Here is a 17,153-nt window from a genome sequence, read left to right on the forward strand (position 1 = left end):
AAAAGAATCAAATGGAATTGCAGTAAGTGTAAAAAAATAGTTTTTTTGAGTAGTGATAGTTAAGTTGACACAAATAAAGGAAAAGCTTATATCATGAAGAATAAGAATGTATGAGTAAAAAATGGTAATAGGAGATACTATGAAATGAAGTTGGATAGCGAATTCATTAAACAGATTCAAAGTGTTTCTAGAACTGCTGGTGGTTATTTAACTGTTGAACTTTATGATAAAAATAGGGGGAGTTTACCATCTTGGGATACACTTAAGAAAAAACTGAGTAATATTGAGTTTGTAGAATTATTAAAAATTACTAAGGTAATGAGTAAAGATGAATACAATTATATTAAGAACAGGATTAAAGCAATAAGTAATTTTAAAATAATCAATTTGGAACATGGATTTGTATCAACTGCGCTATATGATGAGCTAAAACTTGAACCATCATCTGATTACATAAGTAAAAAATATGGTTGGTCAAAGATAGCAGAAGAAGCAAATGTGAAATTAGCAAACAATCAATACACCTCAATTGATGAAATGATTCTGGAATTAAAAAACAATGTTAAAAAACTCGGTTATATCCCTACTTTAAACGAATATGAAAAGCTACTTATTAAACCTTCAAGAAAGTCTTTTGCTTCTCAGGAGATACAGTGGTCAGACGCTATGTCAAAGGCTGGATATAGAACTTATGGTAAGCCTGTAAAAACAAAGGATCGAGTATGTGCTAATGCTGATTGCTATAAACAATTCACCCCATCTAATAAAGAAGAGATATATTGTACCAATTGTTTTAAAGACTTAAGAGCAAAGTTAGTAAGGGAAGTTGAAAAGTTGAATGTGGAAGAACTAAGAGATGTTACTAAGAAACTTATTTACTCATCTACAGCGCAGAAAATAGTCATTGATGCTTTGAAGGTTCTTTAATTGAAAATATTTTTATTAATAATTATGTTATACTTGAAATATATATTAAAAGAGGTGAATTTCGATTGAAAAAGGATAGAATCGAACTAGAAGAGAAACTAAAGACTGCTATTAATAATGTAAAACACAATCGAAAAATTACTGAGAAAATTAGTGAGATCTTTCGAGAATATAAGTTACCAGCAGGTACATTTCAATCTCTAGTTAGGTCTAAAAATATCTACAATTTAGATGTGGCAAGACTATATGTACTCACCCTATCTTTGTCTGAGGTAACTAACGATGATGAGTTGATTCCATCAATTTATTTCACTGACAAAGAAATAGCTGGAGCAAAGGGATATATTGAGAAGACTACTTCTTCTGAAAATATGGAATTGCCCATTTCGTTGCCAGATGTTATTAAAATGAGTGACGAAGAATATGTAACAAGAGTTGAAGTGAAACTACTTGTTAAAATGTTTCATTCACAATTGATTTTCTATGATTATGAAACTCAAAGATCTCCTAAGTTTAAAAGAAGAGGGGATAGTTTTATTGAAGTACCAGAGATAAATAAAGATAGTGTTACAGATATTTCTAAGCATATGCTTAACGGTACATATTTACCAGATACGATAACAATTAATATTTATTCTGAACAAATTGAGGAGATTAGTTATAATTCCAAAACACAAACATTGACAATAAATGAAGAAGCTCCAATATCTATTTTGGATGGTTTCCACCGATTGCAAGGTGCGATTAAAGCACATTCACTAAATCCAGATCTAACTCAACAAATGTTTTTGTCTATACGCTGCTATGACAAAGATACTGCTAAAAGATTCTTTGGGCAAATAAATACAGTGAATATTGTTAAGCCTGAGAGATTGAAAGAATTAAAATCAGAAAAATATTCTGATCAAATAGTCAAAAATCTTCAGCGAAAGTCAGAATTGACTGGAAGAATTGCTTCAGCTTCAGCAATATCAGAAATAGCAGGACAATTGACTACGTTTGATATCTTGAGTGATGCAATAGATAGAATCTTTAATCCCAGAACATCTATTGAAGAAAGAGAAGTTTCGGATTATTTAATTGATTTCTTTGCATATTTAGTGAGTTATTACCTGGATGAATTCAAATTAAATCCAAATGAGTACAGAAACACTAAAATTAATCACCCGTTGATGTTTATAGGATATGTCCAAATTGCAAAAATGTTCAAAGATGAAAATAGAGATTTGAAAGATATAAAAGAATATGTTAATCGAATTGACTTTAATGACAGTATTTTAGCCGGATTATTAGAAAACAGACGAGGATTAAATAGTAAGAAGACTAGAAATGCCATAATTGAATATTTTGAGTCTAGAGGTGAAACCAATGTCTAATCAGACGTATAATGATTATTTGTACAATAAAGAGCAAAAAGAAAGATTTTTAAAGGATAGAACTTTTAATACAAGAGAGGCATATTCACGTGTCTTAAAGAGGGCATCTTCTCTTGAAGAAGAGTTTGGTAAAGACTTATATAATTTCAACATTTCTGAGATAGAGCTATTGATCAATTATCTAGCTCCTACAACTCTGAGTTCTGTTCAATCAGCAACATCACCTATCACAGTGTACATTGACTGGGCAATTGAGCAGGGACTTAGAACAGATAACTTTAACCCTCTGAGTACACTTATAGACAGAGAGTATTTAGAAAAATTTATTGATAAATCAAACGAGCTAATATTTTCGAAAGATGATATAGATGATATCACGTGCAGATTAACAAATAGAATAGATGCTGCTGTTATACAATGTCTATTTGAAGGATTAATGGGAAAAAAATATTCAGAATTATTAAATCTAACAATCCATGACATAAACGAAAATGAAAATAGACTCATCTTAACCAATGATATTGATGAAGGATATAAAAAAAAGCGAGTTTTGATGTTAGATGGCGACTCTACACTGATTAAATTATTGATTCAAACTTTTGAGAAAAAAATATACTATAAAAACAATGGAAACCCATCTCCTAATAACAAATCAGATATAATTAACTTAGTTGAAAACGACTATATTTTTCGAGCGGCAGCATTGGGAGTAAAATATTTAGGTAAAGCAGACTCACATTTAGTACTAAGAAAGCTTAGATTAGTTGCTGATTGGATGGGACAGCCGCATTTAACAGCTACCAACATTAGAAACAGTGGAATGCTATATTATACTTATAAGCTATACAAGGACAGAGGAAAGTTAGAGAAAGAAGAATATGATATTATCTGTGAAAGATTTGATATTAAGATGAATAGTTTAGGTTATTACAACATTTCTAGACAAAAAAATGATTTCTTGAATGTTAAAACAATTAAAAAAATATACGGTACAGGAACAAGTTGAAAAAACTTGTTCTTTTTTTATTTTATTGGTTGACTTTACGGAAAAACACGATAACATAAAATATAAGATGAATATGTTTATTGATAAAAAGATGATGAATTATGGGTGGATTGTTATACATATTGTTTTCAGTAATAGAATGCTTTTCAATCTTATACTTAACACTAAATTTATTTTTGATATCAAAAAAAAGAGCATTTAAAGGTTTTTTTCAGCATTACTTATATGTTGTTACTATTATTTTTTTAGTATTTATCTTTAAAGTGTCGATTTTGCATTCTATATTTGTAAACAATATACGGTTTCATTTTTTGTTTGAAAATTCAAGGACTATTAATTTATATTCCGGCACTAATTACAGATCTTACTTTCGATAATATAAACAACAATGATCTTCTGCGCTATTTATTTCAATTTCTAAATTCAATTCTGCTCATCATTATAGGGCGCTTCTTACAAAATAAAGGACTTGGTTTTACTTTTGCACTATTTCCTCCATTGATGAGGGTTAAATTATCTTACAAAATTTATCAATAATAATGTTTTTTAGTTTTAGTGTTGTAGTTACAGACTTTATCTTCGATATAAACAATATGTTCATGGGAATATCTCTTCTGTTAGTAATCTTTATTTGCCTGTTGTTTATAGGAATAAAGGAGAGGTTGCTGGTAGATTTGATTGAACACATAAGTAATATAGCAAGCAATAAACTGTCTCTGTATGAGAACATGCATGAGAAGATGTAATGAAGAATTCTATAAAATTTCTATAACAATTTTCTAACTATTCTCCTTATTGTTTCAGTTGGTTTAGCAATATCAATAGAAATATTTTATGGAATTTTTCTTGTAGCAATCAGTTTTGCTTTATTGATTATTGGTGAATATCATATTAAATCATCGGGGCTATGTGTTTTTGCTTCAGTTGCACTCGTAACAGTTTTAATATTAATTGAAGGATTAATAGCAGAGTATTTAGTTTTTATAAATAAAGTTTACATTTGGTTATTATTTATGCTCCTCACAATATAGATGATACAATTCTAGTAAAAAAATACTTTTTTTATTTAAGTTAATAGGATTCTTTTTAATCTCTATCAGCTTATATATAAATAATATTTTCACTAATTAAGAAAGGAAAATATACATAGATTTAGCTACAAAAAAGTAACCGATTTTATTTTGGACTATAATAATGATAAGAAAACGTTAGAGAAACTTTTTTAAGAACCATTAAATGATGTAAAATTAAGTTTATTAACTACAAATGATCCGGAGCAAATCTTTCTAATACATAGCAAGCAATCATCCGACATATGAATTTTCTCTTACACCTGTAGAATTTAATTGCCTTGCCGAGCTTTAAAAATAGGTTCAGCATTATTAAAAATAATTTTATCAATAAAAATAAAAAGTGTTTATAAAGTTAAAATGAGATTGTATTATGATGAAGTCGGCAAGTTGCAGTGAAATAATAATAATTTCTCTCCTTAGGGGAAGCATTCTGTAGTTCATATCATAACTCCAAAATGAGCTGGTAAAGGCGATATAAGGATGTTTTGGGGATGGAAAATGACTATTATAATAGCCAAAAGAATATCCAACGATAATTGGTAAAATTAGAAATGTTTATTGCTTTTTATTAATAAATATATTAAAATAAATTTATAGAAAATACTAAAGCAGGTAAATACATATAAGATGTGGAATGATATGAAACAACAATTTTTTCGAAAACTGACATTTTATAGGGAGAGATTATGAATAACTAAGTTTATTGAAGTTAAAATGGAGCATGAAAATGAGTTTTTTAATATCGAAGTAATTAATTTCATAATTCAACACGAGGGTAAAGCTGTATTAAATACTGGTAAAAAATATATTTTTACGGGAAGCAAGTATGAACAGATCGTTGAAATCTTGAAATATCATGAATTTGTAAAGACTGAATTTAATGGTTCAACGATTCATATTAAAGAGATTGATACCAAAGATCAGGGAGTAGAGGCTCTAGTCAATGTGAATGCTCTGAGGCATTTATTTGGTACGTGGCAAGGCGAAATGGAGTTTAAGGATGGTAAAGTTGTTCAGTCCAATTTCTCACCATGGGGTATGCGTAACACATTTCAACTTGAACAAAGAAAACTAATTTTAGAACCAAAGAAAGAGTTTTGAGAAAATAATACTTTCACAAGGGAATTCATATAGTTGGGAGTGGAATCATGGGGAATCATAAAATTAACGAAGAAGACAAAAATCAAGTTATGATGATCAATATGAAAGGATACATACTGGATAATATCAAAAATGATCCAGGTGCAATGAAACAAATTCAAGAGTTCATTAATAGTAAGTGGGGTATTAAAGATACTGAAAAGTATAACAATCAAAGAATTACATTGATTAAAAGAAAACTTGAAAATAGCAGGTTGAATTTATCCAAATTAAACACCAAGTTTGACGAAAAATCTTATGAATATAAAATGATACGTCAAGGACTTATTAAGCAGATTCAGGATCTTGAATGCGAACTAGCTTTAATAAACAAGGCTTAATAAAACAATTCCCCAAAGGCTACCACTAATTATTCGTATTGATGGTTCACATTTTCATACCTTTACACGTGGGATGAATAAGCGTTTGATGAGGAATTAATCGAGGCTTTTGGAGATACGTGTAAATACTTAGCGCAAAATATAATGGGCTGTAAACTGATCTACCATCAGAGTGATGAGATATCTATTCTGCTTACTAATTATGATAAGTTAACAACACAGTCTTGGTTTGAAAATAATCTACAAAAAATCGTTTCAGTTTCTGCTTCAATGGCAACTGCAAAGTTCAATGAGGTTATACAAAAAAACTTTCCAGACATGCCTCTAGCCACATTTGATAGCAGAGCATGGGTATTACCTCATGATGAGGTAATAAATTATTTTCTTTGGAGGCAGCAGGACGCAACCAAGAATAGTATTTCTATGGTTGCTCAGGCAAACTTTCCACATAGTGAACTACAAGGATTAAGCGGAAAACAACTTCAAGATAAGCTATTTGTTGAAAAGGAAATTAATTGGAATGATATCCCTGTGTGGCAGAAACGCGGAGCGTGCATTACAAAACAATATTATAAAAAAGGTGAAGCCACTCGAAGTAAATGGGACGTGGATTTCGATACACCAATATTTAGTCAGAACAGAGAGTATATAAATCAATACGTATATTTATCAAAGGATGAGTAATATGGAGTGTGTAATTTTCATTGGTATTCAAGCTACTGGGAAATCCACTTTTTATAAAGAAAAGTTTTTTAAAACCCATATGAGAATTAATCTCGACATGTTAAAGAGTAGATACCGAGAGAATGTTTTTGTTGAAGCATCACTTGGAACTAACTTACCATTCGTTGTGGATAATACTAATCCAACAATTGAGGAACGAAAAAAGTATATTGAATTGGCTAAAAAACACAAATATTTGGTAGTGGGTTATTACTTTGAACCAAATTATGATTTATCGTATATGCGCAATGAAGAGAGGCAAGGAAAAGAAAAGATTGCCGAAGTAGGAATCAAAAGTACGTTTAAGAAGTTACAGGTGCCCTCGTTTAGTGAAGGATTTGATAAATTATACACAATACGATCATCCAATGAGGGATTTGAAGTCGAAGAAATCATTATCAAATGAGTCTTTCATAGGGAGACGAGCAAATGAACGATTATGCTGATTAAAAAAGCCTGAAACATTCAAAAGTTACTGGTGATTTTGGAGAATATATTGTGCTTTATTACTTATCAAGAATGGGGTTTTCAGTTGCCCATGTAGACCAGATCGGACTTGATATTGTAGGCAGAAACAATGATACCAATGAACTTATTGTAATTTCAGTAAAAACAAGAAGTGGCAAGCAGCCTAGTTTCTTGATTTCAAAAGATTTAGAAAAGGAAAAGAAAAATATAGAATATGCATCAAAAATTTTTGGGTGTAATCCATATTATTCCTTTGTTATGGATTACATCGATGAAACTAATATACAAAAAATGATAATTTATATCGTTAAAGCTGAAAGAGTCTTTAGTTCACAAAAGAGTGGTTCTTCGGGACTTTCATGGAGTATGTCAAAGAGAAGAATGAAAGAATACAAGAATGATAACTCAATCATTAAGATAGAAATCAATCATGAAGTAATTAATTGGTTTTGATAAAATTAGCCTTTCATGAGGAGATAGATCATTAAGAGTGGAGGTCAGAATATAAATGACCACTCATTTTGGGTGAAACCATACAATAAAGAAGGTGGCTTTAAACTATCCATAAATAACTATATTAGTGTAAGTGTTAAGGATATTAATAGCCCTTCTTATGAAGAATTGGAGAATAAGGTGGGGAAGGTTCTGGCTAAATTTGACCATAATATGAAATATTTCGAATCATTGTCTTGGGACAAATTTAACGAGGAACTTAATAAGTTAGTAGAAGCAGATAACTTCACTGAAATTACAAACCTTAACTCTGTAAATGGCGTTTCAGGATATTTTATCATGATTTTGGATGATTACTGTCAAATCTATATTGGAATTGCTCGCAATATAAGAGGACGAATAATGGAACATTGAAGTAAACAAGTACCATTAAATCAGCTTTTATCAGGTGTAGAAAGTGGACTATTACCAATAGATTGTTTTAGAGCTTTAGATACTACAAGAATATTCGTTTGCCGCGGTCACGAAGATAATTATTCAGAAGATAATATTATAAATATGATGTATGAAGATCAATTGATATATAGGTTTCCTGTTGATTATTCTTTAAATATAGCTACCTTTTGGGGGAGTCGAGAAATACGTTTGGAGAGGCTACAGAATCTTGAGTTACGAGATTTAAAGATATATGGCAAGAGCCACTTAACGACAACGTTAGAATGGATTAACCAAAGAGCCAAGAAGAAGTTGTGAAACTGGGGATAACAGACGGATACTAATGTTGCGGCTTACATCGAGATAATTGAAGACCAAATGAAACGAATCTTTTATCAAAAACTAGACGGTGAAATTGATGGGCAAGATGACTTGGAAGAAGGGTATTGAGCAGATAATCGATCAAGGTACAACAAGAGTTTATAAAGAAGAATTGCTGAATTCTATTTATAAGGAATTAAATGGTAGGAACCTTATTCATAAAGTGTTTAGAGCTTCTACAGAAGAATGGATAGTTTTAGTCGGATGAAATGTGAATTTGATTATGATTATGATCTATTGGGGGAATCGATTTGCAAAAAAACGTACTTAGTTCTGTGCTCAAGGTATTACTCTCAATAACCGAGCAAAATATCAGCACTATTGAAAAGATACATAATAGATATAGAATGGGAAGATACTTGGGGCGCAATCTCTTTTTACTAGTATCATTATCATTTATTGTTGCCTACAATTTTATTGTTTTTGAGTATTTTAATCATATTTATCCAATTATGATTCTGATACCAATGCTTGTGTCACTCATTAGTATCAAAATAATGAATGTAACAACAAACGAAATACATAAACAAGCCTGCTACTTGTTTATGGGGATATCACTTGGAATCGATTTTAGTTATCTCTTATTAAAATGGGTTGCGGAAAACCTCGATGAAGGTGATATTATTGCTCTAATCATGCTCGGAGCTTTTATCCTTTTTATTGAGTACTCTGTTTTTTATGGCAACTAAAAATTTGTCTGATGCTATATTAAGAAAATTCATGGACCAGCAGTACACGGTTACAATTGAGCTTCTTACTGGAAATGAGGTTACTGGGGAATTAATAACAATCACTAATAAAAATAATTACATTCTAAAACGGTAGATGATAGTTGCGAAGTCTTAATTAAAGGCTCAAGCGTTGCTTCAATTAGAGTTTTAAATGAAATATGACTTTTACATAAAAAAGGAGAATTATAAGTTGACAAAAGAATGGATTGACCTCGACGAAGAAATAGAAGCTTTAAGTTTGGATGAAAATTATATTTATGTAAAAATTGGTGTTCAAACAGTAAATCCTTCATTGATAGTCGCATTATCAAGAGAACTCGATCCAGTACGTTTAGAAAATATAAGGGATAAGATCAGAGAAAATGGTTGGATTGATAGAAGCCCAAAAGATTTTAATCTTATACTTATGCCAAGTGGTGTATATGCAGTTGCAAATGGTGGAAATCACAGAGCGGTCGCTAGTAATGAATTTGGAATTAAAGAGGTTCAGGCTGATGTTGGAACCTATATAAAAAAAGAACTGTTTTACGAAAGCGAAATGGAAGAAATAAGTTACTGTGGCAATCAACGCAAACCACTACATAAACTACTTAGAACAGAAAAAGATATGGACAAGAGAGATGAAATATATAATCAATTATTTAAACTAACAAAAAGAGAAGATGAGATTAAAATGAGTGTATACAATAGATTAAAGTAGATTTAATAAAAGTGGCATTTCATAAGAAAAGACAACAGGAGGACAACCAATGAACTTTCCTTGGAGAAAAGACATCGACTGGAAGCTTCAGACTAATGACAAACGTATTTATATTATGCGAGATCACAATTGGGCTTTTGCAGCATGGGAAATCTCTAAATTAGAAAATAGGATTAAGAAAAACTCACTTGTTGTTCATGTAGATTCTCATTTCGATGATGTTCCTGATGGATTACTAGTCAATGGCTTGTTTGAAGCGGAAACTATAGAGGATATTATTAATGTAAGTAGAAGTTATGACAGATCACTGGGCCAAACTCCTGAATCTAATTTGATGCACATAGATAATTTTATATGGGCTTCAATAGGAAGAGAAACAGTAGAAGAGATTATTTTTGTATCAAGGGACAACCAAGAATTAAATCAAGTTGTGGGTCTACGTCATTTTTATATTGATAAGCTTCCAGCGAACTGCAACCATAGGACGCAACTCTTTGTGAATACTCAAGACTTCTTAAGAAAATACGATAGCGAAAGTTTTACAGATTATCTTGGAAATAGAAGCGCCATTTTAGACCTTGATATCGATGCATTTAATAACACAGACTATATAGGTGAATCCGATTTAGTTCCCGAGCCAATTATTAGACAGTATATTAAAGGTTTAAAAGAGCTGTATCCTTGGAATTTGATTACGATTGCTATCTCGCCGGACTTTTGTGGAGGAATGGAAGATGCAGCATACTTATTAAACATAGTTTTGAGCGAATTGGGTGTTGATTTAGAGGATATGATAAAGTGGTGAAATATTGTGATGAAACAAATATTTTAATGTATAAGGGGAATGAAAATGCATATTGGAGAATTATTTTTTGTAGCCGATGAACAAAAAAATACAATTTATGCTGATTTATCAGGCATCAAATTTATGAGCACAAGAGTTGCAGAAGAACTATATAAGGCTAGTGAAAATACATATGATAGTTTTATTGAACTTCTAATTTACCTTACTAAAGATACTTCAGTAGATTCAAGACAAATTAAAATACTGATTAAACTAAACTATTTTGATATGTTTGGACATAGTGGTCTTCTGCTTAAATTATACGATGAATTTCTGAATGGTGAATTTAGATATAAAACAAGCTATGTTGAAAAAACACTAGCAATAAGAATTGCAAAACTGATTGACCTTGAGAATGAATTTAGAAGCAAAGGTGTCCCTGAGCTTCTTCCTAACGATGTTGTTATGACACAATTAGAGCATATGGGATATGCAGATGTAAGATATCCCAAAATTAATTCTTCGTGGTGCGTAGTTACAGATATTAATACAAAATATTCACCTAAATTATATTTATATAGTGTGAAAAAAGGTGAAAGTAAAATGTTCAAGATGGATAGGAAGACTTTCAATGTTAAAGATAAGACATTAAAAATTAACAGAGGAGATTTAATCGAAATAACAGAGCATAAGAAAAAAATCAAACAAGTTCCAGATGGAAATGGTGGATACATTGATACAGACGAAATGGAAATATGGATTACAGGATATACAAAATACATTCAGAAGGAGACTAAGAATGCAAACTAATTTTGATAAACTATCTAAACCATCAATTGAAAAACTAGTAAAACGGCAACTCTCAGACAATGAATATATACAAGTGGTTAGTGAAGTTTTATTAAACCTCTTAGAAACGAACCGTTATGAATAAATATATGCAAAGAAATTTAAAAACAGATAGATTCAACTCAGACTATCATCTACACACCTTTCCTGATTCACTTGATAAGGAGGTGATTGAGTACTCGATTTGTTCAGGATGTGGCGAAGTAATCTATTTATTTGAAGTAGCTGCTGGTGAGATTTTAGACATATATGGAATGAGTGTACATGACGAACGAACTTGTATCAAAAAAGCTGTTGATGCAACAACAGCAATATTAGAAGAGGAGTGATTAGTTGAATTTAGTAGGACATAATATTTGGTTAGTTGAACAATTGAAAATACATATGCTTAAAAAATTAGAAGGGTTTAATAGAGATGGATTCATTGCTGAGGGTAGATTTGAGGAATTATTAGAGAATGAAACCAAGGCATTAGATGAGCGGTTAGAGGCTATGAAAGAATGGTTGTAAAAAAGAAGGAAGGCAAAGTTTTTGAAGATAACCTACAAAAGTCGGTGGAACAATGTGGTGAGAAAATATTCTTTACGAGAATAAAGGATGTCTTTATACCACCAGATTTACGTCAACGAGTTAAAGTAACTAAAAATGACTATGATTGCATGATGTTTGCAAGATCTTATTTATTCACACTCGAATTGAAATCAACAAAAGAAAACAGATTTAGTTTTGATGAAAGTATTATTAAACAACATCAAATTGATAAATTATTAGAAGCCAGTACATATGAAGATGTAATTTCAGGATTTGTCATGAATTTCAGGGAGCCAGAGAATCGAGTATTCTTTGTCCCGATACAAGAATTCGTCGATTATCAGAATGTAGCTCAAAATCAGATCAAAGAACATAAATATATAAGTAAAGTAAATAAATCGAGTATTCCAATTGGTATCTGTGAAGAGATTGGTATAGAGATTAAGGGTTTCAAGAAGAGGGTTAACTGGCATTATCACATTAAGGAGTTTTTATCCGAAGCGATTAATAAATTCAATTAATCAATTAATATTTTTTTAGAAACTTATATGAAAACACAGGGCGCCCAACCCCTCCTAGACATTCTCAGGGGCTTGCTATGATGCTTAGAGTAATTAGATATGTGTTTGGTCAATATAGTTTTAAAAGCCTCATATTGGGGCATCTAGAACTTGTAATTTAAGAAAAGTAAATGAAAAGCAGAGGAAGATATGGACGAACTAATAAAAGATGAAAAAATAATAAAGCGATTAAGAAATTTACCAGAACCGCTAAATCCAATAGACATCCAACAATTTTTAGGGCTGAGTAAAAATTCTACATATAATCTAATTGAATCAAAACAATTTTATAGTATAAGAGTCGGAAAATTATATAAAATACCTAAAAGATCTTTTGTGAAATGGTACTTAGGTGGTTAGAATAGGGGGGCGAAACAATGCCCCTCATTTTTTATTAATTGAATGTTGCATTAAGGAAAAACTTTTGCACAGTATTATGTGCCCCCCGTTAAGCCCCCCAGTTATCAAAGAGCGATATTTCTCAAATTGTTAAGTGAAAATAAACAAACAAAAAACCCTTATATAATAAGGGCTTTCTGTGAGATATGTCTTATAAACCGATATAGGACGGATGGGGTTCGAACCCATGACCCCTACCCTGTCAAGATAGTGCTCTCCCGCTGAGCTACCGTCCTGCGACGAAATTTATAATACCATACGATAGAGTAGGATGGCAATTCTTTTTTATAATCAATATAGATGTAGAGTTGTATTTACTTCTTAATTTTCTCCGATTAAGTAGTTAAATAGCTAGAAAGGGGATGACCCTTCATCCCCCTGCACCGAGTCAGATAAAAAACGGGAGTAGAAATAGACTGCTTATTCCGAAAAAAGGGATACGGCGTGGATAGAAGCGGCGTCTTGGGTAAAAGCCGGGCTGGAACCCGAATTGTCTATAGTTCGACTGCTCAGCAGGCATTCCATTCATACGATCGACCATTTCATTGCTGGGAACCGCTAGGGTGATATAGTTCTGATCCACGTGAGCGATGAAGCCGTCAAAGGATTGACCATCAGTCGTTACTATACCTACATATTTATTCATGCAATTCCAAGCGACCTGTTGATGAAAATTTGTATTTGATTCCATGGATATCCTCCTCGAATGTTTCAATCCTGATAACAGTCTATGGTCCTTTGCCTACAACGTTCACGGCGTTTGCCTATATGTAGGAAGGTTAATTTTCAGGGATAATCACTGAGGAGGATTCGATTAGTTCTTTAATCAATACACATGCTTGTGCTGTACTTTCTAATCAGTATTATTCTTGGAGTTATTGGAATGAGCTTCAATGGAGTAGATAACTTCTTTTTTGCCAGTAAGCGGGGAGTCATTTATAAAATACAATTTGTCACCGCTCCGTTTTACGAATTTCAAAGTATCTCCTTTAAAAGGAACATCGTTATTTTCCGCATATTCCTGATCCTTTGCTGTGAGTAGCTCCTTATACAAAAGGGTTCGCTCGCCTGTTTGGCGGTCGATTAAGGTTAGCAATCCATTCTGATTTCCACGAAGCAGTATGATTTCTTTATCAATGCTTTCTACATAGTAAGCATCTTCCTCGCCACCCAGCTTTACAAGATCAAGAGTATCTATTACATTGCCTGTGCCGTCTTGGATGAAACGTAAGGTATTACCATCATGCAAGATGAGGTTGCCATCATAAGGTTTGAAATCCGCATCTCCTCTGAACTGGTAAGCGAATGTGGCCTTGCGTAGTAATGCACCATTTTTGAATATGAGTGTGATTTCGCGTGTATTAATATGAGGCTCTCCATAGGAATCAATAATCTTAATGACTAGCAGACCCCCCGCCGTTTTCTCAATCTTCATTCCTGCCCAGTCAAAGTTTGTTTGGAGTGAAGTGAGTTTTATCACCGTATCCTTGCCTTGTGAGACATATAAATCACCATTAGCTTTGACCAGCGTATAGGTACGCCCTCCAAAGGATTCTGTGAAAACATTGTAGGTCTTCAGATCATCTGCTAAAAGTGTGTTCGTTGTGGAGTCCAGACGGAGATGGCTGCCTTCGAAAACCTTAACGATAAAACGGGCCGGCACATATATCCCATCTTCTTTGGATTTAAAAGGTATTCCTCCTAGATCTACCGCTTTCCCGTCAAGCACGCCAGTTTGACTCCCGATTCGAACAGCAAAACTTTTAGTCCAGCCTTGGAACAGAGCACGTTTGCCGGATTTATCCCATTCCATTTTTAAGCCAGCTTGTTCAGCGATCCCCCGAACATCTACGTAGATTACACCATTTTTGAGCAGCGCAGGTCCGCCTATGTTTCCACCAGGAATGCCAAATTGGTAGTATACTTGCGAAGTATTAGCAGAGGAAGCTTGGGTGAGCGCAGAGGACACCGATACAGTTAATGAAGAGCTTGCTGACATGGTGGCAGGGAGTAAAAATGTTGAGAGCATTAAGACGGATAACCAAGCTTTGGAGTGAAAAGAGAGCATATGAACCAACCCTTTCTTTATCTGGCAGTAAAATTTATCCATGATAGTTGGTTTGACGCTGAAACGTTTCTAAAAGTTGCGTCGTATACTTTCCGAAGGGCTCACTGTAGAAATATATTTAATGCTTCTATGATAAGATAGATGGAACTGTACAGTAGTTTCTTAAAATTGAAAGATAAAGGAGCTTGTGATCTTGCCGCAAATGCAAAATGAGCAGAAAAAGAATACTTCTACTCCGCTGAAATGGTTGGGGGGCGGAGCCGCCATGCTCCTGTTAAAAGGAAAGGCGATTTTGTCTCTGCTGAAAATAGGTAAAATTGCCGGGCCGTTAATTTCCATGATGGTTTCGATAGGGGCATATGCTTTGATTTATCCGTGGGGGTTTGCTATAGGTATTGTCCTGCTTTTGCTTGTTCATGAATTGGGACATGTTATAGCCGCTAAGCGGATCGGGCTACCCGTCAGCGCTCCGTTATTTATTCCTTTTTTAGGCGCGTTAATTACTATGAAAAAACATCCGCTGGATGCGAAGACAGAAGCGTATGTTGCTTTTGGCGGACCGATTCTGGGTACTATCGGGGCTACTGCTGTGTTTGGAGCGGCATATTATATGGATAGTCCACTTCTTTATTCCCTGGCTTATATAGGCTTATTGCTTAATTTGATTAACCTGCTGCCAATCCATCCGCTAGACGGTGGACGTATTGCTACCGCAGTTACGCGCTGGCTGTGGCTTGTGGGTCTGGTGGGTGGCTTAGCTATAATCGTTTACTTGCGTTCGATTTTGTTCTTTATCATCTGGGCAATGTTTGCTTACGATCTGTATAATAAATATGTGAAAAGACGTAACAACAACCGCCCGCAGTCTGTGACTAAGGGGTTCTTAATTCCCGTGGAGCCCTTGCGAGAGGCGGGTTACATGATTCCAGGAGCTGAGCATCGCCGGGATTTACCTTTTACTACCTACAGTGATCTAGAGAGACAGCAGTATGTTGTGGTCAGATGGGACCAGCTGAATTATTATGGCAAAGCTACACTGCCACAGCAATGTATTATTGAAAAGGTAAGAATTTCGCAGCTGGAGCAAGTAACGTTAGAGAATGGTCTTCATTTAAAAATGCAATGTGACATCAGCTGTACCGTGCACGATAATGATAAGTATTACGATGTGCCAGCCAGTACACGCTGGAAATATGGAACAGTTTATTTTGTTTTAGCAGGCTTTTTGGTGGGGATGATGTATCTAGTCCATTTGGTTGGAAACGTCAATCTCTAAGAGGGCAACTGGAATGAACAGCTCCTATTGTTTATAAAGCTCCTGAATCGTCAAAGCTGTAGTGAGTATAACTGCAGCTGCGATGAAAGGAGCTTTTTTATGTCTAAAATTTTGAAATGGGAAGTCGGCGTTTGCCTAGTGTTACTGCTGGGTGTAGTGGGGTGCTCTACGGTGAAACCCGCAAAAGTTATCGAAATTAATGAGATGACCAATCTGGATGGCAAATCTAAAAGTCAGTATCCTCCGTTGTCACCTGTGATGCAAGACGTATATAACCGTTCAATCCCTGAAGAAGTATATTCTGTGGATTAGTCTACTGAGAGGTTACGGATTCCATGTGTAGGCTTTTCTTTCTTGTCATTTTTTTATATAATAGACAACTATCGTTGGCTATATAGAGAGAGGAGTTTGCAACTAACATGGCGGCAGAAATCTTACGGGTAACTACAGAGGAACAGCTTCAGATGGGGCTGGATATCCGTACTAAAGTATTTGTTGAGGAACAAAAGGTACCGGCCGAGGAAGAAATTGACGAATATGATGCCATCAGTCCGAATGCGCACCATATTCTGATTATAGATGAAGGGATACCTGTAGCAACGGGTAGATTGATCTATTACAAAGCAGGTACGGCTAAAATGCAGCGCATCGCCGTATTGAAAGACTATCGGGTCAAAGGATACGGACGTGTCTTGTTACTGGCGATGGAAGAGCTTGCTCGGGAGCTTGGACTGGAAGCTTCAATTCTAGATGCTCAGTGTCAGGCAGAGAATTTCTATAAGAAACTCGGCTATGAAGTTATTTCTACAGAACCATTTTATGATGCAGGTATATTACATGTACGTATGCAAAAAATGCTTTAAAGATGGCGCACATAATTCTTGGACGCTCTACGCAAGCTAGGATGTGCCGAATGATGGCAAATCCAAGTG

General features: G+C 33.7%; 22 protein-coding genes, 1 tRNA gene and 1 pseudogene. 21 read left to right on the forward strand and 3 right to left on the reverse strand.

Annotation, left to right across the window (positions count from 1 at the left end):
* Positions 1 to 144: 144 nt before the first annotated feature.
* From MHH46_RS12075 to MHH46_RS12160, 18 genes and pseudogenes are all read left to right on the forward strand, one after another.
* A complete protein-coding gene (locus MHH46_RS12075) occupies positions 145 to 927 on the forward strand; it encodes a hypothetical protein (protein WP_076189841.1) in 783 nt (260 codons plus the stop codon).
* Between the two features lie 65 nt (positions 928 to 992).
* Positions 993 to 2,303, forward strand: coding sequence for a DNA sulfur modification protein DndB (locus tag MHH46_RS12080; protein ID WP_076189842.1), 1,311 nt, complete (start codon positions 993 to 995; stop codon positions 2,301 to 2,303).
* Entirely contained in the window at positions 2,296 to 3,309 is a 1,014-nt protein-coding gene (locus tag MHH46_RS12085; RefSeq protein WP_076189843.1) for a hypothetical protein, read from the forward strand. Before MHH46_RS12080 ends, MHH46_RS12085 begins: the two co-directional genes overlap by 8 nt.
* 1,787 nt (positions 3,310 to 5,096) lie before the next feature.
* On the forward strand, positions 5,097 to 5,483 hold the full coding sequence (locus MHH46_RS12090) for a hypothetical protein (protein WP_076189846.1): 387 nt from the start codon (positions 5,097 to 5,099) through the stop codon (positions 5,481 to 5,483).
* Positions 5,484 to 5,530: 47 nt separating this feature from the next.
* A complete protein-coding gene (locus MHH46_RS12095; protein ID WP_076189847.1) occupies positions 5,531 to 5,863 on the forward strand; it encodes a hypothetical protein in 333 nt (110 codons plus the stop codon).
* Positions 5,864 to 5,870: 7 nt separating this feature from the next.
* Positions 5,871 to 6,547 (forward strand): annotated as a pseudogene (locus MHH46_RS12100) (tRNA(His) guanylyltransferase Thg1 family protein).
* Between the two features lies 1 nt (position 6,548).
* Positions 6,549 to 6,992 carry an AAA family ATPase gene (locus tag MHH46_RS12105; RefSeq protein WP_076189848.1) on the forward strand — a complete coding sequence of 148 codons (444 nt, stop codon included), beginning with the start codon at positions 6,549 to 6,551 and terminating at the stop codon, positions 6,990 to 6,992.
* Between the two features lie 92 nt (positions 6,993 to 7,084).
* Positions 7,085 to 7,507, forward strand: coding sequence for a hypothetical protein (locus tag MHH46_RS12110; RefSeq protein WP_076189849.1), 423 nt, complete (start codon positions 7,085 to 7,087; stop codon positions 7,505 to 7,507).
* Positions 7,508 to 7,579: 72 nt separating this feature from the next.
* Entirely contained in the window at positions 7,580 to 7,921 is a 342-nt protein-coding gene (locus MHH46_RS12115) for a hypothetical protein (protein ID WP_076189850.1), read from the forward strand.
* A 439-nt stretch (positions 7,922 to 8,360) separates the two neighbouring features.
* On the forward strand, positions 8,361 to 8,531 hold the full coding sequence (locus MHH46_RS12120; RefSeq protein ID WP_179086235.1) for a hypothetical protein: 171 nt from the start codon (positions 8,361 to 8,363) through the stop codon (positions 8,529 to 8,531).
* 43 nt (positions 8,532 to 8,574) lie between these two features.
* A complete protein-coding gene (locus MHH46_RS12125) occupies positions 8,575 to 9,012 on the forward strand; it encodes a hypothetical protein (RefSeq protein WP_076189852.1) in 438 nt (145 codons plus the stop codon).
* A 232-nt stretch (positions 9,013 to 9,244) separates the two neighbouring features.
* Positions 9,245 to 9,754 carry a hypothetical protein gene (locus MHH46_RS12130; RefSeq protein ID WP_076189853.1) on the forward strand — a complete coding sequence of 170 codons (510 nt, stop codon included), beginning with the start codon at positions 9,245 to 9,247 and terminating at the stop codon, positions 9,752 to 9,754.
* Positions 9,755 to 9,803: 49 nt separating this feature from the next.
* On the forward strand, positions 9,804 to 10,559 hold the full coding sequence (locus tag MHH46_RS12135) for a UPF0489 family protein (RefSeq protein ID WP_256717151.1): 756 nt from the start codon (positions 9,804 to 9,806) through the stop codon (positions 10,557 to 10,559).
* A gap of 45 nt (positions 10,560 to 10,604) precedes the next feature.
* Complete coding sequence (locus tag MHH46_RS12140) at positions 10,605 to 11,348, forward strand: hypothetical protein (RefSeq protein ID WP_076189854.1); 744 nt, start codon at positions 10,605 to 10,607, stop codon at positions 11,346 to 11,348.
* A gap of 116 nt (positions 11,349 to 11,464) precedes the next feature.
* Entirely contained in the window at positions 11,465 to 11,716 is a 252-nt protein-coding gene (locus MHH46_RS12145; protein WP_076189855.1) for a hypothetical protein, read from the forward strand.
* Between the two features lie 4 nt (positions 11,717 to 11,720).
* Entirely contained in the window at positions 11,721 to 11,897 is a 177-nt protein-coding gene (locus MHH46_RS12150; RefSeq protein WP_179086236.1) for a hypothetical protein, read from the forward strand.
* Positions 11,888 to 12,439: a Holliday junction resolvase RecU gene (locus MHH46_RS12155; protein ID WP_076189856.1), complete on the forward strand. Its 552-nt coding sequence runs from the start codon at positions 11,888 to 11,890 to the stop codon at positions 12,437 to 12,439. Before MHH46_RS12150 ends, MHH46_RS12155 begins: the two co-directional genes overlap by 10 nt.
* 189 nt (positions 12,440 to 12,628) lie before the next feature.
* Entirely contained in the window at positions 12,629 to 12,838 is a 210-nt protein-coding gene (locus MHH46_RS12160) for a helix-turn-helix domain-containing protein (protein ID WP_076189857.1), read from the forward strand.
* 203 nt (positions 12,839 to 13,041) lie between these two features.
* Here the strand turns inward: MHH46_RS12160 and MHH46_RS12165 are convergent.
* The 3 genes from MHH46_RS12165 to MHH46_RS12175 all read right to left on the reverse strand — a co-directional run bounded on the left by MHH46_RS12165 (position 13,042) and on the right by MHH46_RS12175 (position 14,876).
* Positions 13,042 to 13,113 (reverse strand) — tRNA-Val (locus MHH46_RS12165).
* Between the two features lie 152 nt (positions 13,114 to 13,265).
* Positions 13,266 to 13,568: a hypothetical protein gene (locus tag MHH46_RS12170; protein WP_036686108.1), complete on the reverse strand. Its 303-nt coding sequence runs from the start codon at positions 13,566 to 13,568 to the stop codon at positions 13,266 to 13,268.
* Between the two features lie 162 nt (positions 13,569 to 13,730).
* Positions 13,731 to 14,876, reverse strand: coding sequence for a copper amine oxidase N-terminal domain-containing protein (locus MHH46_RS12175; protein WP_405132608.1), 1,146 nt, complete (start codon positions 14,874 to 14,876; stop codon positions 13,731 to 13,733).
* Between the two features lie 271 nt (positions 14,877 to 15,147).
* Here MHH46_RS12175 and MHH46_RS12180 point away from each other — a divergent pair, with 271 nt between their 5' ends.
* The 3 genes from MHH46_RS12180 to MHH46_RS12190 all read left to right on the forward strand — a co-directional run bounded on the left by MHH46_RS12180 (position 15,148) and on the right by MHH46_RS12190 (position 17,084).
* The gene (locus MHH46_RS12180) at positions 15,148 to 16,221 is read left to right on the forward strand and encodes a site-2 protease family protein (protein WP_076190150.1); all 1,074 of its coding nucleotides are present in this window, start codon (positions 15,148 to 15,150) and stop codon (positions 16,219 to 16,221) included.
* Positions 16,222 to 16,320: 99 nt separating this feature from the next.
* The gene (locus MHH46_RS12185; protein WP_076189858.1) at positions 16,321 to 16,533 is read left to right on the forward strand and encodes a hypothetical protein; all 213 of its coding nucleotides are present in this window, start codon (positions 16,321 to 16,323) and stop codon (positions 16,531 to 16,533) included.
* A gap of 107 nt (positions 16,534 to 16,640) precedes the next feature.
* On the forward strand, positions 16,641 to 17,084 hold the full coding sequence (locus MHH46_RS12190) for a GNAT family N-acetyltransferase (protein ID WP_076136093.1): 444 nt from the start codon (positions 16,641 to 16,643) through the stop codon (positions 17,082 to 17,084).
* Positions 17,085 to 17,153: the final 69 nt, after the last annotated feature.

It is taken from the genome of Paenibacillus sp. FSL H8-0175, assembly GCF_045040615.1.
GTDB lineage: Bacteria > Bacillota > Bacilli > Paenibacillales > Paenibacillaceae > Paenibacillus_AQ > Paenibacillus_AQ odorifer.